Raw genomic sequence first — 21,492 nt, forward strand, 5'->3', positions numbered from 1 at the left:
CAGAACAAACTCTTTACGTAATGACATGGTATCTCTCGCATCCCAGGACATAAGCGACTCCATAAACGGGTTCTTATGCCTTAGTTGTAAGTGTCTACCATGTCCCCGAACAAGTGTTCACCATGTCCCCGGACTGTACACCGCCTGCGGGAGAGCGTTGGTGTGAAGGCAAACTTACTTTGCCGCTTTGCCACGCCAATCACAGACAAATCCCCCATTAACTGGTTGAATCTCCGGCTTTGATTCCGCGCTGGTAATTTCCCCTTTGCCGCGCCAGGATACTGTTTTCGTCTGAAGAGTGAGTGACGCAATGTTCAAATGGCCGTGGCATGCGCAAATAGAGACTTCAGTACTGGCGCTGCCCTGGCAACAGGCGCTGGCGCAGCCGATCTTTTCACTGCTCGATCCTGATGAAAAAACCGCGCTGGTTACGCTGGCGCAACGCTTCCTGCAGCAGAAAAAAATCTCGCCGCTGCAAGGCCTGCAACTCGATGAACTGTTACTGACGCGTCTGGCGCTGCTGTTCTGTTTGCCAGTGTTGAAGCTCGGTCTCGAATGGCTCGATGGCTTTCATGAAGTGCTGATCTATCCTGAACCTTTCAATGTCGACGATCGCTGGGAAGATGATAACGGCCTGGTGCATCACGCGCCGGCGGTGCACGCTGGACAAAGCTGGACGCAAGGTCCGGTGGTGCTGAATGCGCTGGATATTCAGGATTCGCTCGATCTCTCCGGTTTTAACCTGGTGATCCACGAAGTGGCGCATAAACTCGATGCGCGCGGCAGCGGCTATACCAGCGGCATTCCGGTGATGGCGCTGCGCGATGTCGCCAGTTGGGAGAAAGATCTGCTGCAGGCAATGGCGGAGATTGAAGCGGAAGTTGAGTTAGTCGGTGAACAGGCGGCGACCATCGATCCTTACGCCGCCAGCGATGCGGCTGAATGTTTTGCGGTGCTGTCGGAGTATTTCTTCAGCGCACCGGATTTACTGGCTAACCGTTTCCCGGCGATGTATCGCCATCTGCAGCAGTTCTATCGTCAGGATCCCCTGGCGCGACTGGCGATGCTAACAGCAGAACCTGCTTAAATCGCGATCGCTTTGTACTAATGCTAGCCAGTTGAATACAAATGTGTTTTAAGCTGTTGACACCTGCAAGGGGCGCAATTAATATTCGCCTCGTTCACACGATTCCTCTGTAGTTCAGTCGGTAGAACGGCGGACTGTTAATCCGTATGTCACTGGTTCGAGTCCAGTCAGAGGAGCCATATTTAGAGAAGCCCGCTTAGGAAACTAAGCGGGCTTTTTGCTTTTACACTTCCGTCCAGCCGCGCAGCAGGTTGTGATACATGTTCAGCAGCGACAACAGCTCTGCGCTATCACCGTGACGCGCTTTGAGGCTTTGAATATTGCGATCCAGCTCGAACAGCATGGCACGCTGTTTATCGTCGCGCACCATCGACTGAATCCACAGGAATGAAGCGACGCGCGCACCCTGGGTAACTGGCGTGACGCAATGCAGGCTGCTCGACGGATACAGCACCAGATGGCCCGCTGGCAGTTTCACCTTGTGCTGACCATACGTGTCTTCAATCACCAACTCGCCACCTTGGTAGCTTTCAGGTTCGCTGAGGAACAGCGTGGCGGAGAGATCGGTTCGCATCCAGCCCGCCGCGCCGTTATGGCGTACCGCGCCATCGACATGAAAACCGTAGGTTTCGCCCTGCTCATAACGGTTAAACAGCGGTGTGGAAATCGATCGTGGTAATGCAGCGGAAAAGAACAGCGGGTTGTTGTTCAGGGCCTGCATCACCGCGGTTTGCAGCTGATCGTACAGTGGCGTGCGGGTATCGATCTGCTGATTGTTTTTCACCGTCGCGCCCTGGCTGCCGACCGTCGCCCTTCCGTCGATCCATTCGGCCTGTTGCAGCAGCGTGCTAAAACTCGCTACCTCTTCCGGCGTCAGTACAGCAGGAATGTGATACATCATCGCGTTGTTCTCTCAAAAATTGTGGGGCGCGCACGCCCCACGACGTTAACTTAGAAGTGCACGTTTGCCGTCAGCAGGAAAGTACGTGGCTCGCCCGGATGGTAGCGATAACCGCTCTTGTTGATTGAGGCAACATAGTTGGTATCGAATAGGTTGTACACGTTGAGCTGCAGATCGAGGTTGTTGTTCACCTTGTAGCCCAGTTTGGCATCGGCGACCCAATAACCTTCGGTGTGATCCGGCGTACCGACCGCACCATCGCTGCCGCGACGCAGGCTGCCCACATAACGCGCACCGGCACCGACTGAAAGCGCATCGGTTGCCTGATAGTTGGTCCACAGCGTAAAGGCGTGCTTCGGCGTGTAAGCCAGCGCAGAAGATCCATCCTGCGATACGCTATCCCCTTCGGTCACTGACGCATGCTGCAGGGTATAGCCGGCGATCACTTCCCAATCTGGCGTGATGTTGCCAGTGGCTGAGAGCTCATAACCTTCCACACGTTTTTTACCGGCTTGCGAATAGGTGCCGTCGTCATTAGCGGTGACCTCATTTTCAATATCGGTACGGAACAGCGCAGCATTCAGCAACAGACGTTTATCCAGCACCTGCCATTTAGTGCCCACTTCACTGGACTTGGCTTTCTGCGGTTTGAAGTCAGTGCGGTTGGCGCTGTTGCCGGTGCCGCCCGCGGCCAGTGCAAAGCTGCTGCCGCCTGGCGGTTGCTGAGAAATGGCATAGTTAACATAGACGTTGCCCTGCTCGGTCAGACGATAAAGCGCACCGGCTTTCCAGTTCACCAGATTGCCCGATTTTGCGGTATCCACGGTGGTAACCGGCGTATTGCGCGGCACGCCAGCTGGGCACGTCAACGCACCGCGTCCGGTGCCGCCACAGGCGGTCGCGCTGTCATACTCGGTGTGATAGTTATCGAGACGAATGCCGCCGTTCAGCTCAAAACTGTTGGTAATGGCGAGCGTATCAAAGGCGTAAATGCCTGCGGTATCGGTTTGCCCGTTAGCATTGGCACCATTCCTGTCCAATCCACCCACCGAAATGCTGCTGATAGGATGGTAAATATTAACCGATGGCGGCGTGATCGCATTGACGCCGTAGTTGGTTTGATTTTCACGCGTAAACTCCACGCCCGCGCTGACATCGTGCCCAACCGAACCGGTATAAAACTTCGAGGTGATGTTGGTTTGGTTGGAGAGAATGCGGTTGCTGGTGTCTTTGGTGTTCGCCAGGCGCGACCAGCTCCAGCTATTCACATCGTTCCGGTTCGGGGCAGTGATATTGGTGGCGCCGCCCATCACTGCCGTCAGCAGATATTCCTGCTTCACGCGTGACCAACGCGTGGTGTTGCGGATGGTGGTGCTGTCGTTAATATCGTGCTCGAAGCGTATGGTGGCGCTGTCGGTGGTCGATTTATCAAAGTCAGAATCGGTGCCGTAATAGTTACTGGTCGCGACTTTGCCAGAATTGTTCAGTGCCGATGTCGCCGCATTTGGCGCCGAATAGCCCGGCAGGCCAATGGTTGGAATGCCGCCATCGGGCGTATTGTTTTGATGCACATGCAGATAGTTGAGGTACAAGCGCGTTGCAGTATCCAGACCCAACGCCAGCGATGGCGCCACGCCATAACGCTCGTTCTGCACGTTATCTTGCGCCGCATCGTGAGTTTTCTCACCCATCAGATTGAGGCGGAACGCGGCGTTGTCATTGATCGCCTGGTTGTAATCCAGCGTGCCGCGACGCATCCACGCGCTGCCAACGCTGACTGAGGCGTCGAGCCCGCTATCGAGGCGCGGCTGTTTGCTGATCATATTGATCGAACCTGACGGCGCGCTGCGTCCGTAATCGGTGCCCGATGGCCCTTTAATCACTTCAACCTGCTGAGTGTTGAAGGTATCGCGCGTCACGCTACCAATATCGCGAATACCATCAACGTAAATGCTGTTGGAGGTATCAATGCCACGCATATACACCGCATCACCGGTAGTAGAACTACCGTTTTCCCCCGCATAGAACGCGCCCACGCCCGGCACGTTTTTCAGCGCGTCAGTAAGATTGGTTACGCCCTGATCTTTAATCACCAGATCCGGAATCACCGTCATGGTGCGGGTGGTATCCACCAGCGGACGATTGAATTTCGGATCGGCAGATGCGTTGGGGGCATACAGCGATGGCGTATGCGCTTCAACCACTAAGGTATCGTCAGATTTTTTGTTGGCATTTTCTGCCGCTAATGCGGCAGCAGGAGAAATACCAATGCAAAGCCCGGTGAACAGGGTCAACGAATTGAAGCTGCCAAACGGCAGGGTGCGATTTTTATCCATTTTTAAGGGAGTGAGTTTCTTGTAATGATTGACGCGCACATCACATCAGCGGAGGGCCTGGCGCAGAAGCATTCCGGCGGCAAGGCGTTGAGCTGGCGTGACACCTAAATGATAACGCCAATGGTTATCATTTACTTTTCTATCTTACACGCACGCCGCGAGTTAGGAATACATTTCTTTACGAGAAAATTACGGAATCAAGACAATTGATAGAGAGTGTAAAAATCTGATGAATTTTTTTGAACGAAGGGTCAAATTTCAGGCATAAAAAAACCCGCTGGCTAGAGCGGGTTCTTTATTCAACAGCGCACAGCTCATTCCAGTAGCTGTAGCGGATGACATGGTGCAGGCGCTCATCTCTCATAGTAACGATACACCGAAGGATGGAACTCAACACCGTACAGCTGGCTGATGGGAATCAGCAGGTCGATATGATTACTGAGATCGAATTCGCGCTCTTCTGCGGGTCCAGTCTCGCCATTGATCAGTTGGTTAAACCACTGCTGCAAGAGGTGTTTCATTGTCAGCTTCTCCACAAATGATTGACGCTGACAGTAAACCGTATTCTCTCCTATAACCAAACCGATTAGTTGTGCGCTTCATTGCCAATTAATGCATATACGTAGAGCCCACAATGGGCACCAGCCAATGCCCTATCCCCTGCTCTTCGCCATCATCTTGCGGTAATTGTTCAGCCATTTGCCGCTGTTGAGTCGCCACCAGAAAAATACGCCGCGCACCGTCCAGTCGAGGAACATGCCGAGCCACACGCCTATCACGCCCATTCCCAACACAATCCCAAGGAAATAACCGGCTACGACGCGGGCGCCCCACATGCTAAACATTGACACATACATGGTGTAACGCGCATCGCGCGCGCCTTTCAGGCTGGCGGGCAGTACCCATGAAGCGGTCCAGATCGGCATAAAGGCGGCATTCAGCCAAATCAAATGCTTGGTAACTGAAATGACTTCTGGATCGCGGCTGTAAAACTGCGCGAGTGTTCCGGCGAGCGGTACGGTGATCAGCGCCAGCGAACACAATCCAATCATCGCCAGCCAGAACACGTGTTTGATTTGCCGTTCAGCCTGCATCACCTGATTCAGCCCCAGCCTGCGGCCGGTAATAATGGTCGACGCCGATCCCAGCGCGTTACCCGGCAGGTTAATCAGCGAAGCAATCGAGAAGGCGATAAAGTTACCGGCGATCTCATTGGTACCCATGCCAGCGACAAAAATCTGCGTCAGCAGCTTACCGCCGTTAAACAGTACCGATTCAATACTGGCGGGCACACCAATGCCCAACACTTCCATCAGAATATTGCGATCCCAGCGCCGGAAATAGCTGGCGATGGAGATTTTCAGGGCTGGCGTAATGCCGCGATACAGCACATAAATCGCCGCCGCCGCACCGATGTAGCGCGAAATGGTCAAGCCCAATCCGGCACCAACAAAGCCCAGCCCTCCCCAACCGAGGCAGCCGTAAATCAGCACGCTACTGATCACGATGTTGAGAATGTTCATGCCGCCGTTGATCAGCATCGGGATTTTAGTATTGCCCGCGCCACGCAGCGCGCCGCTGCCAATCAGCGCAATTGCCGCTGCGGGATAGCTCCACGCCGAGGTTTGCAGATAGCTCAGCGCCAGCTCTTTCACTTTGGGATCGGCGCTGCCGGCAATCACATCAATGATCAGATGCCCCCAAAACTCGATGGCGATCACCAGCACAAACGCCAGCGCGGTCATCAATCCCAGCGACTGTCTGGTAGCGGCTCGCGCACGTTTGCCGTTGCGTTTCGCCAGGCTGAACGCCACCACCACCGTGGTGCCGAGATCGATGGCGGCAAAGAAGGAGATGATCACCATGTTGAAGCTGTCGGCCAAACCGACGCCCGCCATCGCTTCTTTACCCAGCCAGCTCACCAAAAAGGTACTGAGGACGCCCATCAGCATCACGCAGAGGTTTTCGATAAAGATGGGCACGGCTAATGGGGTGATTTCTCGCCAGAACAACGTACGGTAAGCGCGGCGCTTGGGATACCACGCCGTGTTTCTGACCGCCCGCATCACTGCTACGCCAGGATTTTGCAAGGGATTACCAAATCACTTTGGAGAGGAAGAAGAGTAATAATGATGATAGGCCACTGAGAATTATGCAAAGTGTTTCCCCTCACCATTTAATCATTATTACAAACTTTTTGTCGCCACCACCGCAGGATCGGCTGCGCCGCCCAAATAGGCGCTGCGCACGTCGTCATTATTGAGCAGCTCTGCGCCGCTGCCGCTCAGGCGAATCTCACCGTTCACCATCACATAGCCGCGATCCGCAAGTTGCAATGCATGGCGGGCATTCTGCTCCACCAGAAACAGCGTCATGCCTTGCTGGGTCAACTCGCGCAGAATGCCAAAGATCTGCTTCACCACGATCGGCGCGAGGCCAAGGCTGGGTTCGTCGAGCAGCAACAGTTTGGGTCGACTCATCAGCGCGCGGGCAATCGCCAGCATCTGCTGCTCGCCGCCGGAGAGCGTCATGGCGCGCTGCTTACGCCGCTCCAGCAGGCGCGGAAACAGCTGATACATGCGATCTTTGTCCTGTTTAACAAAACGTTCGCCGATAGCGATGGTGCCCATCAGCAGGTTCTCTTCCACCGTCATATCAGGGAAGATGCGTCGTCCTTCCGGGGCCTGCGCAATGCCGCTGGCGGCGATGAAGTGCGTCGAACGCTGGCTGATCGCTTCGCCGCGCAAGCGGATCTCGCCGCTGGCAATGCGCGGCTGACCAAAGATCGACATCAGCAGCGTGGATTTTCCCGCGCCGTTAGCGCCAATCAGCGCCACGGTTTCGCCCTGATTCACCGTCAACGAAACCTGTTTCAACGCCTGCAAAGGACCGTAAAACACATCGACTTGCTCAAAAGCCAGCATCGGTTCAGCCATGATCGCTCTCCTCTTCTGCGCCGAGATAGGCGGCAATCACTTTGGGATCGTGTCGAATTTGCTGCGGCGTGCCCTGGGCAATCACATCGCCATGATCGAGCACCACGATGTGATCGGAAATGCGCATCACCATTGGCATGTCGTGTTCAATCAGCAACACGCTGATGCGATGGTCGGCGCGCAGACGATGCAAAATCGCGCTCAACGCCTCGGTTTCCACCGGATTCAGCCCAGCCGCTGGTTCATCCAGACAAATCAGTTCCGGTCGCGTACACATGGCGCGCGCGATCTCCAGCCGCCGTTGCTGACCGTAAGAGAGCGTGCCCGCCAGGCGGTTGGCGCTGGCGACCAAATCAACGTTCTCCAGCCAGTAAAAAGCGCGATCCAGCGCGCGATTTTCTGCTTCGCGGTAGCCGCGCGTGTTCAGCACGCCCGCCAGCAGATGACGATTGACCTGCATATGCTGTGCCACCAGCAGATTCTCAATCACCGACATTTCGCGGAACAGCCGGATATTTTGGAAAGTACGTGCCAGCCCGGCGCGGTTCACCAGATGCGCGCCGCCAAACATCTTGTACCAGAGCCGCGAGCCGAGCCGTGTAGGATTGATCCAGTCACCTGCGTGAATTTTTTGCCCCAACACCTGAATCACATCGGTGCTGCGCTGATTGGCGTTAAGCACAATGCGTCCGCCGCTGGCGCGATAAAAACCGGTCAGGCAGTTGAACACCGTGGTTTTACCGGCACCGTTAGGACCAATTAATGAGGTCACCGAACCGCGCTCCACCGCCAGGCTGACGTCATTCAGCGCCTTGATGCCGCCAAAGCGCATCATCAGGTTGTCCACTTGCAGGATGGCATCACTCATGGCGCACTCCTTTTCGCAGCGGCACGCCAACGCGTGCGGTGCGCACCAGCCCACGTGGCCGCCAGATCATCATCAGCACCATTAGCATGCCGAACAGCAGCACGCGGTATTCGGCAAAGCTGCGCAGCAGTTCCGGTGCCACCGTCAGCACAAACGCTGCCAGCACCACGCCGAGCGTCGATCCCATCCCACCAAGCACCACAATGGCGAGAATCAGCGCTGACTCAAAAAAGGTAAACGAGGTGGGATTAACGAAGCCTTGATAGCTGGCAAAAAACACCCCGGCGATGCCCGCCGTTGACGCGCCCAACATAAAGGCTGAAAGCTTAACCAACACATGGTTAAGCCCCATCGCGCGGCAGGCAATCTCATCTTCACGCAGCGCTTCCCAGGCGCGGCCAATCGGCATACGCGTCAGGCGATGCTTGATCCACAGCACCAGCAACACCACCAGAACCAGCACAACATAGATAAAGATAAATTTCATATTCGGGTTGTAAGTGACGTGCAGAAACTCGTGATACGGCACGCCGCCATCGCGCGCGCGGCGGGCAAACTCGAGGCCAAAGAAGGTCGGCGACGGCACGGAAACCCCGTTCGGGCCGCCGGTAAAGGCGACCCAATTGGTCAGCACCAGACGAATGATTTCACCAAAGCCGAGCGTAACGATCGCCAGATAATCGCCGTGCATGCGTAGCACCGGGAACCCGAGCAGCGCGCCAGCAAAAGCTGCCAGCAGCGCCGCCAGCGGCAGCATGCTCCAGAAACCCAATCCGAGATATTGATAGCCAAGCGCCAGGCCGTACGCTCCGATGGCATAAAAAGCCACGTAGCCGAGATCAAGTAATCCGGCGAGCCCAACCACAATATTCAAGCCCAACCCGAGCAGCACATAAATCAGGCCGAGAATCGCCACCGTCAGCAGATATTTACTGGAGAGAAACGGAAAGGCCAGCGCCACGATCAGCAGCAGCGGCAATATCCAGCGCAAACGCGAACGATAGCCGGGCTCGCGCACGTAAACCCCGTCATCGCTGCTGGCAAACTTGCGCATGATGCGCTGACCAACAGGCGCGTGCAGAAACAAACTGAACAGCAAACGCCCCGCCATCACCACCGCCACCAGCAGCGCCACGCGCTGTGGCGACAGTTTGAAGCTGTAACCGTCGAGCACCACGCCAACAATCGGACCAAATACCACCAGCGCTACTAACCCCGCCAACAGCGTATCGAGCAGCGCCTGGCGCACAGGATTTTGCGTCATTGCATTCATCGGGGCTTCCTCACACTTTAGCGACCAGCGGTCGTCCCAGCAGTCCTTGCGGGCGGAAGATCAAAATCACCACCAGCAGCGAAAACGAGAACACATCTTTGTAGTCAGAATTCACCATCCCGGCGAACTGCGCTTCCGCGACGCCCAGCAATAATCCGCCAAGCATCGCGCCCGGCAGTGAACCGATGCCGCCGAGCACTGCGGCGGTGAACGCTTTGATGCCAATGATAAATCCGGCGTAAAAATCAAAGGTGCCGTAATTCATCGTCACCAGCACGCCAGCTAATCCCGCCATCGCCGCACCAATCACAAACACCAGCGAGATAACGCGATCGGTATTGATGCCGAGAATGGAAGCCATGCGTCGATCCTGCTGCACTGCACGGCAGATACGCCCGAGTTTGGTGTACTGGATAATCCAGGTCAGCAGCGCCATGCCGCAAAACGCCGCGATCAGGATGAAGATTTTGGTCCAGGTGATTTGCACCACGCCACCATCAAATTCCATGCGCAACACGCCGGTCAGCAACGTCGGAATGCCCTGCTGATTTGGCCCCTGACTGAGCTGCACATAGTTCTGCAAAATCATTGACATGCCAATTGCTGAAATCAGCGGCGCGAGGCGCGTCGAGTTGCGCAGCGGTCGATAGGCGATGCGCTCAATCGCCCAGCCGTAAGCCGAGGTGACGATAATGGTGAAGATTAAGGTGCCGAATATCAGTAGCGGGAAGGAGTGAATGCCAAAAAAGCTGAGTAGCGATAAGCCAATGGCACACAGATAGGCGGAGATCATATACACCTCGCCGTGGGCGAAGTTGATCATGCCGATAATGCCGTAAACCATGGTGTAACCGATGGCGATCAGGCCATATACGGCACCGAGCGTTAAACCGTTGATCAGCTGCTGTAAGAAAAAGGCGTCCATAATGTCGTCTCGTACTCAATGGGAGCGCACACCTCGCGCGCAATGGCGAATGGCCCCGCACTGCGCGGGGCCGCGTGGCACATTACAGCTGGTGATACTTGCCTTTGTCGTCCCATTGATACACGACGTAATCCGACACCTTGAGATCGCCTTTACTATCCCAGCCTTTTTTGCCCATGACGGTATCGACGCTGTTGGCTTTCAGCCAGTCGCTGGCCTTGGCATTGTCTTTACCGGCTGCTTTGTAAGCGGCGGCCAGCGTCTGCACGGAGGCGTAGGCATACAGGGTGTAACCTTCTGGCTCAAATCCGCTGGCGCGGAATTTGTCGATAACCGCTTTGCCATCGGCGATAGTGCGCGGATCGTTGCCGAAGGTCATGTAGACGCCTTTGGTATATTGCGGGCCGCCTGCTGCCGTCACCATCTCTTCCGTCACAATGCAGTCGCCGGAGAAGAAAGCCGCATTAACGCCCTGCTCACGCATCTGGCGCACCAGCGGACCGGCTTCCGGATGACAGCCGCCGAAATAGACCACGTCCGGTTTCAGCGCGCCGATCTTGGTTACCAGCGCATTGAAATCTTTCTCACCGCGCGACAATCCTTCATACAGCACTTCTTTTACGCCGCGCTTCTCAAGTGAGGCTTTGGTGGCATCCGCCAAACCCTGGCCGTAAGTGTCTTTGTCATGAATGATGACCACTTTCTTCGCTTTCAGCTTGTCGATGATGTAATCCGCGGCGATGGCGCCTTGCTGGTCATCACGCCCACACATGCGGAATAGGGTTTTCATGCCGCGTTCGGTAATTTTCGGGTTGGTGGATCCGGGCGTGATCGCTAAAACGCCGGCCTCATCATAGACTTCCGAAGCGGGCATGGTGGATGAGGAGCAGAAGTGGCCGACCACCGCCATCACTTTATCCTGATCGACCAGTCGGTTAGCGACGGATACCGCCTGCTTCGGTTCGCACGCGTCGTCGCCCTGTACCAGCACGATTTTCTCGCCGTTGATGCCGCCTGCTGCATTGATATCCTCCGCGGCCTGGCTTGCGCCTTTCCAGTATTGCGCGCCGTACGTCGCATTAGGCCCAGAGAACGGACCCGCCACACCAATTTTAATATCTGCCTGAGCGTAAAAGGCCACGCTTAAACAACCTGCAATCGCCACCTTCATTGGGTGTTTTATGAATTTCAAAGACATGCTTTCAATCCTCAACGGGTCAGGAACGGAGCCATACCACGGCCTGGGAGAAATCAATTTCTGAAACTTCGGCAGAACAGAGTGCGGCCTCCAACACCCGAAGAGTCGCCATTTATGGCAACCTGCTTTGAGAACCGGATAGATTCATAAAGGCCACGGTTGAAAACTAAGCAATAAGCTCGCCAATACCGCGAAGGTGGACGATTTATTACTCGGGCATCGCTCCAGAACAGGAGACACGCGATGTAACATCCCTGCTGATCATAAACATAGCCGCGGTTACGCCACGCACCAGCACCGTGATGGTGCAGAATGCGGTCGATCACAGATTCTTCATCGTAGCGCAGGGTTTATCCGCTATGCTCTGGTGAAAACGGTCCATGTTTCTGAAGGAGAACCCATGAATACACAACGGAACGGATTGAGCAGCCAGCAAGCGCTGGACGAACTAGAACGCCTGTACGACGCAGCCGTTGACGCGCTGCGCAACGCTATTCGCGATTTCACCGCCACCGGACAGTTGCCGGATGAGGCCGCGCGTCAGCAAGGGCTGTTTGTTTATCCGCAGCTGCGCATCACCTGGCTGGGTGAAGGTCCGCAGCAAAATCGCACCCGCGCGTGGGGACGTTTTACCCATACCGGCAGCTACAGCACCACCATCACGCGCCCGGCGCTGCTGCGGCACTATCTCAGCGAGCAGCTGCAGATGCTGGAGAAAGAGTACGACGTGCTGATTGAGGTCGCGCCTTCACAGCAGGAAATTCCTTATCCTTATGTGATTGACGGCTTGTCACTGGACCGCTCAATGAGCGCCAGCATCGCACGCCATTTCCCCACCACCGAACTGTCGCAAATCGGTGATGAAACCGCCGACGGCCTGTTCCACGCCAATGCGATTTTCCCGCTGTCGCACTTTGACGCCCTGCGCACCGATTTCTCACTGGCACGCCTGCGCCATTACACCGGCACGAGCGTAGAGCACTTTCAGCCGTTCGTGCTGTTTACCAACTACACGCGCTACGTCGATGAGTTCGTGCGCTGGGCGATTGAGCAGGTGCAGGATCCCACCACGCCTTACGACAGCCTGGCCTGCGCCGGTGAAGTGGTGATCACCGCCGATACGCCAGACCCGACGGCGATGATGTCCGATCTGGCGTGGAAGAAGCACCAAATGCCGGCATGGCACCTGACATCACCGAATCGTCGCGGCATTACGCTGGTGAACATCGGCGTGGGCCCATCCAATGCCAAAACCATCTGTGACCACCTGGCGGTGATTCGTCCGCACGCCTGGCTGATGATTGGCCACTGCGGTGGACTGCGCGAAAGCCAGACCATCGGCGACTATGTGCTGGCGCATGCCTACCTGCGCGACGACCACGTACTGGATAGCGTACTGCCGCCAGATATCCCAATCCCGAGCATCGCCGAAGTGCAGCGCGCACTGTATGACGCCACCAAAGCGGTCAGCGGCATGCCCGGCGAAGAAGTTAAACAGCGCCTGCGCACCGGCACCGTGGTCACCACCGATGACCGTAACTGGGAGCTGCGCTACTCCGCTTCGGCGCTGCGCTTCAACCTGAGCCGCGCCGTAGCGGTTGATATGGAGAGCGCCACCATCGCCGCGCAGGGTTATCGCTTCCGCGTGCCTTACGGCACCTTGCTATGCGTATCCGATAAACCGCTGCATGGCGAGATCAAGCTACCGGGCCAGGCAAACCGCTTCTATGAAGGCGCAATCTCCGAGCACCTGCAGATTGGCATCTGCGCGGTAGAACTGCTACGAGCTGAAGGCGACAAGCTGCATTCGAGGAAGCTGAGAACCTTTAACGAGCCGCCGTTTAGGTAATCATGATGAGTTCCGGCCCATGAAGGGCCGGAACCGTGCAGTAAAGCGCGTCATGACATTTTCAAAACGATATTCTGCACAAACCACGCCAGCACCAGAAGGCCGGTCGGTATCATGATTTTCCAGGTGATGCTGTTGTTGAAGGCAGATATTTTATCTTCCAGCTGATTGAATCTCTGATTAACTCTGTCGAACTTCTCATCAATCCTTTCAAACTTCTCATCAATTTTTTCGAACTTCTCATCTATCTTTCCAAACTTCTCATCTATCTTTTCGAACTTTTTATCGAATTTGTCTTCCATCCGCTCAAACTTTTTATCGAGACGTTGTTCAAGCGCCCCCAGCTCGCCCATAATCTCCACACGCATCACGCCCTGCTCGGCTCTGACCTTTTCGATATCCGCTTTAGTCGCAAAATGCTCTGAACGCGCAGTTAGCACAGCAACATCCATCTGAATCTGCTGCGTGGTTTTTTCCAGCTCTTCAACGCGTTTGGTGAGTTGTTCCATTTGATGATCTCCTTTGTTACCAACGTCAAAAATAAGCGGTGGGAACACACGAGTTGTATTGCTAATGGGGTAATCCATCACCGAATCCTCTTCCATCGCGCAGCTCAATCTTTCCACCACACTGTTAGTGAAACAGATTTGCGCAGCGTTAACATTCCACGATCCCGCCATTCACAGCACATTTTTTGCGGGCAGGTTTAAATAACACGCAAAGCCTGGGCTGTTTTGAGAGGGAAGGAAAGTGAGCATCAAAAAGGATTGCGAAGTGCCACGCAGAAAATAAACGAAGGGATGCAACAGCAGACACGGAAGCCCGAGCGGGCTTCCGTTAAGCAACATTTACGCGCTCAGCCAGCCCAGTTTGATAACAAACAGAATCGACAAAATGATCAGCGCCGGGTTGACCTCTTTGGTGCGGCCGCTCAGCAGTTTCACCACCGTCCAGGTGATGAAGCCGAACGCAATACCGTTGGCGATCGAGTAGGTCAGCGGCATGGTCAGCGCGGTCACGGTTACCGGCGCGGCGGTGGTGATATCTTTCCAGTCAATATCCGCCAGGCCAGACGCCATCAGCACCGCCACAAACAGCAGCGCTGGTGCGGTGGCATAAACCGGTACGCTGCCCGCCAGCGGCGAGAAGAACAGGCTCAGCAGAAACAGAATCGCCACCACAATCGCCGTCAGGCCGGTGCGGCCACCGGCGCTGACGCCGGCAGCAGATTCCACATAGCTGGTGGTGGTTGAAGTACCAAGCAGCGAGCCGAACAGCGCGGCGGCGCTATCTGCGATCAACGCACGGCCCATTTTCGGCACGTTGCCCTGCTCATCTGCCAGACCGGCGCGCTTGGTCACACCCAGCAAGGTGCCGGTGTTATCGAACACGTCCACGAACAGGAAAGCGAAGATTACGCTCACCAAACCGACGTTAAAGGCACCGGCGATATCCAGCTGCATAAAGGTTGGCGCGATAGAGGGCGGAGCGGAGAACACGCCGCCAAACGGTGTCAGGCCAATGCCCATAGAAATGAAGGTCACCACCAGAATGCCGATCAGCACCGCACCGGTAACGCGACGCGCTTCCAGCACCACAATGATGAAGAAGCCGAGCAGCGCCAGCAGTGGACCCGGTTTGGTCAGGTCGCCCAGGCCAACCAGCGTTGCTGGGTTATCCACCACGATACCCGCGCCTTCCAGCGCGATAATCGCCAGGAACAGACCGATACCGGCACCAATACCGGCACGCAGCGGCAGCGGAATGCTGTTAATAATCCACTCACGAATTTTGAAAAGCGACATGGCAAAGAAGATCACCGCCGACAAGAACACCGCGCCCAGCGCGACTTGCCAGGTGTAACCCATATGCAGCACCACGGTGTAGGTGAAGAAGGCGTTGAGACCCATGCCCGGTGCAAGTGCAATCGGATAGTTAGCGATCAGGCCCATTAACACACAGCCAATCGCCGCCGCCAGACAGGTCGCCACGAAGACCGCACCTTTATCCATGCCGGTTGCGCCGAGAATGCTCGGGTTAACAAACAGGATGTAAGCCATTGCCAGGAAGGTGGTGATACCCGCAATGATTTCGGTGCGAACCGTGGTGTTGTGCGCTTTTAGTTTGAAGAGTTTTTCTAACATCATCATCTCTCATGAGCGGAGTCGGCACGAATGCGCGCGCTCCTTGCCAATGTGGTTTACATGCTTATTGTTGTTTTGAAAGCGAAGCAAACTGGACAACAGGTTGTGAAACCTTGCGCTTTCCCCTGTCCATATAGCAATAGCTATGCCACTCCCCTACGCAATCGATTACGTTTTCATTTGCGGCTGCGGCTAAGATTATTCTGAACCAGATTGAGGCGCGATTATGGTGCATTGCACCAGCGCCGCGCAATCGTTTTCCTACCTGACGATGGTTTGGCAAAAAGAGTGCGGCACTGCACGCTTCCGCACTCTGCCAGGCGATGGCGCTCACGTTTCTGTTGCCTTAATCAGCAGGTAAAAAACATCGGGTTACACTGCTTTTAACCCTTTCGTAACAAAAGAGGCGCATCCATGAAGCCCGCGATTCTGGTGGTCGATGATGATCGTGCAGTGTGCGAATTGCTGCACGATGTGTTGAATGAACATGTATTTACCGTTTATTGCTGCCATCAGGGTAAAGATGCGCTAGCCCTGCTCACGCTACACCCGGAAATTTCACTGGTGATGCTGGATATGATGCTGCCAGACACCAACGGCTTGCTGGTGCTGCAACAGATGCAGCGGCAGCGTCCCGATCTGCTAGTGATCATGTTGACCGGCATGGGTTCGGAAGCGGATATGGTGGTGGGGCTGGAGATGGGCGCGGATGATTACATCGCTAAACCGTTCAATCCGCGCGTGGTAGTGGCTCGGGCACGCGCGGCGCTGCGACGCTGCGGACGGCTGGCGCAGCCGGAAGCGTTAGCAGATGAAGGTTGGCAATTTAACGGCTGGCGCCTCGACGATGCGCGCTGCCAACTGTTCAATCCGCAGCGTGAAAGCGTGCCGCTAACGCAAGGTGAATACACGCTGCTGCGCGCGCTGGTGGCGCATGCGCGCAAAGTATTAACCCGCGATCAACTGCTCGAACTGACGCACAGCGAAAGCCTTGAGGTGTTTGATCGCACCATTGATGTGCTGATTATGCGGCTTCGACGCAAGATAGAAATCAATCCGCATCAACCGAGCCTGATCCGCACCATTCGCGGTCTCGGCTATGTTTTCTCCGCCGACGTGATGCGCCCGGCCTCTTCGGCACGTGAAACGCAAATCGCCTGATCCATCCAGCGCTGCATCTCGGCTAATGGCCGCGTGCCGTCCAGCGCGTTGGCGGCATGCAGATTAAAACAGGCGCAGGTGTGCGCCAGCTTCAGCGTTTCCGTAAGCGACCAGCCTTCATGGCTGGCATAGAGCACACCGGCGCAAAACGCATCGCCTGCCCCCACGCTGCCAACGATCTCTTCTGGCGCTAAGCACCACGCCGGTTGCCAGCGCCCTTCGCCGTCCGCTTGCTGGCCCCACGCGCCTTCGGGTGCGTGGATCACCACGCGCTGACGTACGCCTTGCTGCATTAGCCAGGTCGCCGCCTCGGCAAACGCAGTCGGTGCGGCAAGCCCGTGCGGCGTGCGCAAACTGATGCCGGTGAGCGATTGCGCCTCCAGTTCGTTAATCACCAGATAATCGAGCCAGCGCAGCGCAGGCACCACCAGCGGTCGATATTCGCCCACGCGCGACACCAAATCGAGGGAGGTGATATAGCCACGCTGCTGCATCTGCGCCAGCAGCCGTGCGCTGCGCGTGCCGTATTGATCGTCCGGCACATCAAGGCTATCTAGCAGCAGCAAATACCCGAGATGGAAGATGCGGTGTGCAGTGGAGACGTCGGCGAAGTGCGCCAAATCAAGCTTGCCATTGGCGCCGCGCGCATGGAAGAAGGTGCGCTGGCCATCCGGCGTGGTCATCACCTGCGTCATCGCCGTATTGATGCTTGCGATGCGCTGCACAAACTGGCGGTCAATGTGATGATCGTCCAGCAGTTGCAGGATGTAATCGCCGTCGCTGTCCTCGCCTACTATGCCGACGCCCGCCAGCGGCAGGTTCAGCTGCATGCGCGCCAGCGTAAACAGCACGTTGAGCGCCGCGCCGCCGCTGCACTTCTCGCTGTGCTGAATCTCGGTTAGCCAGCCTTGTTCCGGCCAATGGCTGATGCGCTGCACGTGATCCACCAGCATGCTGCCGGCACCGATGATTCCGTTACGCACCATGCGGTTATGCCCTCCCGGCGCTGCCGAATACCTGCATCTGCTGCGCCACCACGTTGGCGATGTCGCGCTCTACCGCCATCAACAACTCAGCAAAGGCGTCGTAGCGCGCATCGCGTTGGGCGATCTGCGCTTCAATTGCCCCGAGCGCCGCCTGCGACATGCCGGTATAGAAATTGATTTTGTTGATGCCAAGGCTGACGGCGCGGCGGAAATCCGCGTCGCTAATGCCGGAACCGCCATGCAGCACCAGCGGAATGCCGGCCGTCGCGCGAATCGCTGCCAGCCGGTCGAAGTCGAGTTTGGGTTCGCCTTTGTATTTGCCGTGCGCATTGCCAATCGCCACCGCCAGGCAATCAATGCCGGTGGAGTGCACAAAATCAGCGGCCTGCGCCGGATCGGTAAATTTATCGCTATCGGCCTCGCCAAACAGCGCTCCGCCTTCATCGCCGCCCACCGCACCGAGTTCGGCCTCCACCGACACGCCGAGCGCGTGACACATCTTCACCACCTCGCGCGTCTGGCGCACGTTCTCCTCATAGCTGAGCGTCGAGCCATCGAACATGACCGAGGTAAAGCCAAGGCGAATCGCCTGCATCACCGCCTCAAAATGCAGGCCATGATCGAGATGCAGCACCACCGGAATAGCGTGCAGCGCCGCTTCGGTACGCACCGCGGCGACCAAATGCTCGAGGCTGACATACTTAAAATGCACTTCAGCGATGCTGATAATAAACGGCGAGCGCTGCCGCTCAGCGGCCTGATAGAGCGCGCGCAGGAAATGGGTGTCGAGGACGTTAAACGCGCCAAGCGCGTAGCCGTTCTGTTGCGCATGGGCCAAACCCTGCGCCAGTGAAATCAGTGCCATATCAGGCTCCTTTAGGCCAGCCAGCGGTGATATTCGTTACACAGCAGCCAGCGTGGTGCTTCATCTTCATCCAGCGGATTGAAGCGCGCCAGCGGCGTGAGAAACACATTGTCATGTTCGTCGTCATTGGGCATCGAGACTTCACCCACCAGCACATCGCCGTAGCCCTCTTCGCCCCAAAAGCTGTGCCAGATGCCCGGTAGCAAGGTAATGCTTTCACCCGGCGATAAACGCAGTTGCGAACCGGCGGCGTGGGTTTGGCGGATGCCATCGAGCGTGACGTTCACCGCCGTATCAGCCAGCTGATTGCCCGCACGGTTATGCAGCGTGACGATCAGATTGCCGCCGCCGCGATTGATAATGTCTTCCATCTTTTGCGGGTGATAATGCATCGGCGTGACCTGCCCTTCGCGCACATGCATGATTTTTTCGGCATAAGGTTTGGCCCACGGCTGGCCACCCCGCGAACCGTTGCGCAGTGTGAACAGGGTTAAACCGGTTTGATTGAAATCGTCAGCGCCGAAGCTGGTGACATCCCAGCCAAGATGCAGCGCCAGCAGTTCATCGGCGTCATGTTTATCGAGCGCGCGCCACTGGCTGAGGCCGTAATCGGCCCACGGCGGCAGATGCACATCCTGACGCATAAAGAATTCGCGGGTGCGTTGTAGGATCGCATTCACTTCTGAGCGTTGCATCTTCACCTCCTTTCCACGCTGGCCCTCACCCCAGCCCTCTCCCGCAAGCAGGAGAGGGCGCTATTTGTCCCCTCTCCCATTTATGGGAGAGGGTTAGGGTGAGGGACAGCGGCTGCTTACTTCACCGTCCAGCCCTTGTAGCTGCTGACGCTGTTACGATCGATCATCGTCACCGGAATCAGCACCGGCTTATCTGGCGCGGGCTTGCCCTGCAGGATGTCATAGCCGATCTCCACCGCTTTCGCCGCCATCACCTGCGGGTCCTGCGCTGGCGTGGCCACGAACAGCGAGCCTTTGCGTTTTAGCGCCTCTTCACCGTCTGGCGATCCATCGACGCCGACAATAAAGAACTCATTGCGCTGCGCCTGTTTCGCCGCCAGATCGGCACCAATCGCCGTTGGGTCGTTAATCGCGAACACTGCATCAATCTTTGGATTGGCCGACAGCAGGCCGGTCATCACTTCGAGGCCACCTTCGCGGCTGCCTTTGGCGTTCTGGTTGTAGGAGAGCAGCTTGATGTCCGGATGGGTTTTCAGCTCGGTCATGCAGCCTTCGACACGGTTCTGCACCGCAGAAACCGGCGGTCCATTGATGATCACCACGTTGCCTTTGGCCTTCAGGCGGTCGGAGATGTATTTACACGCCATGGCGCCAGCAGCGGTGTTATCGGAGGTGATAGTGGCGTTAGCGCCGTCTGCCGCCACGTCGACCGCCACCACCACAATCCCGGCATCACGCGCACGTTTTACCGCGGGCGCGATACCTTTGGAATCGGCGGCGTTAAGGATGATCATGTCAACTTTAGCGGCAATGAAGTTGTCAATCTGCCCCACCTGCTGGCCGAGATCGTAGCCGCTGGAGACCAGCGTCACGTTGACCTTGTCGCCCGCCAGTTCACGCGCTTTCAGCTCGGCACCTTTGGTGATCTGCACGAAGAACGGGTTGGCGAGATCGCCGACGGTCACACCAATGGATTTCAGCTCTTTGGCCTGCACCAATGGCGCGCTCAGAAGCGTAGCCGCCAGCAGTCCGGTTAGAATCGGATTAAAACGCATAGTCGATGTTCTCCTGCTTTTTGGTTTTTATGGTGAGTGCTCGCTGTCCCCCATCCCGGCCTTCCCCCGCAAGCGGGGGAAGGAGACGTTGCCACATGCAGCTTCAGTACGAGCATATGGCAGCATCTTCCTCCCCCACTTGTGGGGGAGGACCGAGGAGGGGGACAGCCAGCACAGTCTGGGACAGCCAGCACGTTCTAAAACAGCCAGCACCTTGTAAATCAACCCACGTGATGCCGCGTCCGGTACTTATCGATCAACACCGCGATAATGATCACCGCGCCCTTAATCACTAACTGCCAGAAATAGGAGACGCCCATCAGCGTCATCCCGTTATTCAGCGTGGCGATAATCAGCGCACCAATCAGCGTGCCGGTGATGGTGCCGATGCCGCCGACAAAGCTGGTGCCACCGAGGATCACCGCCGCTATCGCATCCAGCTCGTAACCGACGCCAAGGTTGCCGTTGGCGCTGTAGAGCCGCGAGGCGCTCATCAATCCGGCCAGCCCCGACAGCAAGCCGCTCATGGCGTAGACAAACAGCAGCACCACGCTGACTTTGATGCCGGTCAGTCGCGCCGCCTGCACGTTGCCGCCAACGGCATAAATGTGTACGCCTAAGGTAGTGCGGCGCAGAATGAACCAGCACAGCGCGATCACCGCAAAGGCGATGATGATCAGCCACGGCACCGGCCCGAGATAGCCGTTGCCTATCCACTCAAAGTTGATGTCGGAGTTGATCACCGTGGTGCCGTTCGCCAGCAGATAAGCCGCGCCGCGCATCGCGGTGTAGGTGCCAAGCGTGACAATAAAGGGCGGCAGCCCCGCCCACGCCACCAGAATGCCGTTGAATAACCCCATAATCAGCCCGGCACCTAACGCCGCCGGGATCGTCAGTGACGCAAATGCCGGATCGAGCGACACCGCCATCGCCACCACCGCCGTGGTGCCGAGCATCGATCCCACCGACAAATCGATGCCGCCGGTGAGAATGACAAAGGTCATGCCCGCCGCCAGCACGATATTGATCGAGGCCTGACGCGTAATGTTGAGCAGATTGCCCTCGGTGAAGAAGTTCGGCGTGACAAAGCCAAATACCGCCACGATCAGGATCAAAATCGGCAGGATGCCGACGGTTTGCAGCAGGTCACTCATTAACGCGCGCTTGAGGGTGGGACTTTTTACGCGTGCGGATTCACTGGTCATTGCGCTCT

At 56.5% G+C, this 21,492-nt stretch carries 20 protein-coding genes and 1 tRNA gene; 4 read left to right on the forward strand and 17 right to left on the reverse strand.

Going from position 1 to position 21,492, the window contains the following annotated elements; genetic code table 11:
* The first annotated feature begins 310 nt into the window (after window positions 1-310).
* Both mtfA and PZBJ_RS12885 read left to right on the forward strand, forming a co-directional pair.
* Window positions 311-1,087, forward strand: a complete 777-nt coding sequence (gene mtfA, locus PZBJ_RS12880) for a DgsA anti-repressor MtfA (RefSeq protein WP_101762794.1) — start codon at window positions 311-313, stop codon at window positions 1,085-1,087.
* Window positions 1,088-1,190: 103 nt separating this feature from the next.
* A tRNA-Asn gene (locus PZBJ_RS12885) sits at window positions 1,191-1,266 on the forward strand.
* 44 nt (window positions 1,267-1,310) lie between these two features.
* On the opposite strand, the gene ybiX is transcribed toward PZBJ_RS12885, so the two are convergent.
* From ybiX to PZBJ_RS12925, 9 genes are all read right to left on the reverse strand, one after another.
* Window positions 1,311-1,988, reverse strand: coding sequence for a PKHD-type hydroxylase YbiX (ybiX, locus tag PZBJ_RS12890; RefSeq protein ID WP_101762795.1), 678 nt, complete (start codon window positions 1,986-1,988; stop codon window positions 1,311-1,313).
* Between the two features lie 50 nt (window positions 1,989-2,038).
* Complete coding sequence (locus PZBJ_RS12895; protein WP_101762796.1) at window positions 2,039-4,324, reverse strand: catecholate siderophore receptor Fiu; 2,286 nt, start codon at window positions 4,322-4,324, stop codon at window positions 2,039-2,041.
* 353 nt (window positions 4,325-4,677) lie between these two features.
* Window positions 4,678-4,845 carry a hypothetical protein gene (locus PZBJ_RS24225; protein WP_167391193.1) on the reverse strand — a complete coding sequence of 56 codons (168 nt, stop codon included), beginning with the start codon at window positions 4,843-4,845 and terminating at the stop codon, window positions 4,678-4,680.
* 132 nt (window positions 4,846-4,977) lie between these two features.
* The gene (locus tag PZBJ_RS12900; RefSeq protein WP_101762797.1) at window positions 4,978-6,390 is read right to left on the reverse strand and encodes an EmmdR/YeeO family multidrug/toxin efflux MATE transporter; all 1,413 of its coding nucleotides are present in this window, start codon (window positions 6,388-6,390) and stop codon (window positions 4,978-4,980) included.
* Window positions 6,391-6,510: 120 nt separating this feature from the next.
* A complete protein-coding gene (locus PZBJ_RS12905; protein WP_101762798.1) occupies window positions 6,511-7,260 on the reverse strand; it encodes an ABC transporter ATP-binding protein in 750 nt (249 codons plus the stop codon).
* Window positions 7,253-8,128, reverse strand: a complete 876-nt coding sequence (locus tag PZBJ_RS12910) for an ABC transporter ATP-binding protein (protein ID WP_101762799.1) — start codon at window positions 8,126-8,128, stop codon at window positions 7,253-7,255. Before PZBJ_RS12910 ends, PZBJ_RS12905 begins: the two co-directional genes overlap by 8 nt.
* Window positions 8,121-9,401 carry a high-affinity branched-chain amino acid ABC transporter permease LivM gene (livM, locus tag PZBJ_RS12915; protein ID WP_101762800.1) on the reverse strand — a complete coding sequence of 427 codons (1,281 nt, stop codon included), beginning with the start codon at window positions 9,399-9,401 and terminating at the stop codon, window positions 8,121-8,123. The genes PZBJ_RS12910 and livM overlap by 8 nt, the downstream gene beginning before the upstream one ends.
* Window positions 9,402-9,411: 10 nt before the next feature.
* A complete protein-coding gene (locus PZBJ_RS12920) occupies window positions 9,412-10,326 on the reverse strand; it encodes an ABC transporter permease subunit (protein WP_101762801.1) in 915 nt (304 codons plus the stop codon).
* Between the two features lie 82 nt (window positions 10,327-10,408).
* Window positions 10,409-11,524, reverse strand: a complete 1,116-nt coding sequence (locus PZBJ_RS12925; protein WP_101762802.1) for a branched-chain amino acid ABC transporter substrate-binding protein — start codon at window positions 11,522-11,524, stop codon at window positions 10,409-10,411.
* 400 nt (window positions 11,525-11,924) lie between these two features.
* Between PZBJ_RS12925 and PZBJ_RS12930 the strand changes: the two genes are divergently transcribed.
* The gene (locus PZBJ_RS12930; protein WP_101762803.1) at window positions 11,925-13,373 is read left to right on the forward strand and encodes an AMP nucleosidase; all 1,449 of its coding nucleotides are present in this window, start codon (window positions 11,925-11,927) and stop codon (window positions 13,371-13,373) included.
* 50 nt (window positions 13,374-13,423) lie between these two features.
* Here the strand turns inward: PZBJ_RS12930 and PZBJ_RS12935 are convergent, their stop codons facing one another.
* From PZBJ_RS12935 to PZBJ_RS24035, 3 genes are all read right to left on the reverse strand, one after another.
* Window positions 13,424-13,960 (reverse strand): DUF4164 family protein, encoded by a 537-nt coding sequence (locus PZBJ_RS12935; protein WP_240632909.1) that lies wholly within the window; start codon window positions 13,958-13,960, stop codon window positions 13,424-13,426.
* Window positions 13,961-14,221: 261 nt separating this feature from the next.
* The gene (locus PZBJ_RS12940; RefSeq protein ID WP_008105472.1) at window positions 14,222-15,520 is read right to left on the reverse strand and encodes an NCS2 family permease; all 1,299 of its coding nucleotides are present in this window, start codon (window positions 15,518-15,520) and stop codon (window positions 14,222-14,224) included.
* A gap of 61 nt (window positions 15,521-15,581) precedes the next feature.
* Window positions 15,582-15,851, reverse strand: a complete 270-nt coding sequence (locus tag PZBJ_RS24035) for a hypothetical protein (RefSeq protein WP_146001296.1) — start codon at window positions 15,849-15,851, stop codon at window positions 15,582-15,584.
* Window positions 15,852-15,931: 80 nt separating this feature from the next.
* Between PZBJ_RS24035 and PZBJ_RS12945 the strand changes: the two genes are divergently transcribed.
* Complete coding sequence (locus PZBJ_RS12945; protein ID WP_101762804.1) at window positions 15,932-16,678, forward strand: response regulator; 747 nt, start codon at window positions 15,932-15,934, stop codon at window positions 16,676-16,678.
* Here PZBJ_RS12945 and PZBJ_RS12950 read toward each other — a convergent pair.
* From PZBJ_RS12950 to PZBJ_RS12970, 5 genes are all read right to left on the reverse strand, one after another.
* The gene (locus PZBJ_RS12950) at window positions 16,615-17,664 is read right to left on the reverse strand and encodes a carbohydrate kinase family protein (RefSeq protein WP_101762805.1); all 1,050 of its coding nucleotides are present in this window, start codon (window positions 17,662-17,664) and stop codon (window positions 16,615-16,617) included. The genes PZBJ_RS12945 and PZBJ_RS12950 overlap by 64 nt on opposite strands.
* A 4-nt stretch (window positions 17,665-17,668) precedes the next feature.
* Window positions 17,669-18,529, reverse strand: coding sequence for a ketose 1,6-bisphosphate aldolase (locus tag PZBJ_RS12955; RefSeq protein WP_101762806.1), 861 nt, complete (start codon window positions 18,527-18,529; stop codon window positions 17,669-17,671).
* An 11-nt stretch (window positions 18,530-18,540) separates the two neighbouring features.
* Window positions 18,541-19,224, reverse strand: a complete 684-nt coding sequence (locus PZBJ_RS12960) for a D-lyxose/D-mannose isomerase (RefSeq protein WP_101762807.1) — start codon at window positions 19,222-19,224, stop codon at window positions 18,541-18,543.
* Between the two features lie 116 nt (window positions 19,225-19,340).
* Window positions 19,341-20,279 (reverse strand): ABC transporter substrate-binding protein, encoded by a 939-nt coding sequence (locus PZBJ_RS12965; RefSeq protein WP_101762808.1) that lies wholly within the window; start codon window positions 20,277-20,279, stop codon window positions 19,341-19,343.
* Window positions 20,280-20,500: 221 nt separating this feature from the next.
* The gene (locus PZBJ_RS12970; RefSeq protein WP_101762809.1) at window positions 20,501-21,484 is read right to left on the reverse strand and encodes an ABC transporter permease subunit; all 984 of its coding nucleotides are present in this window, start codon (window positions 21,482-21,484) and stop codon (window positions 20,501-20,503) included.
* Window positions 21,485-21,492 lie beyond the last annotated feature (8 nt).

Origin of the sequence: Pantoea endophytica (assembly GCF_002858935.1) — a bacterium.
Classification (GTDB): Bacteria; Pseudomonadota; Gammaproteobacteria; order Enterobacterales; family Enterobacteriaceae; genus Pantoea; species Pantoea leporis.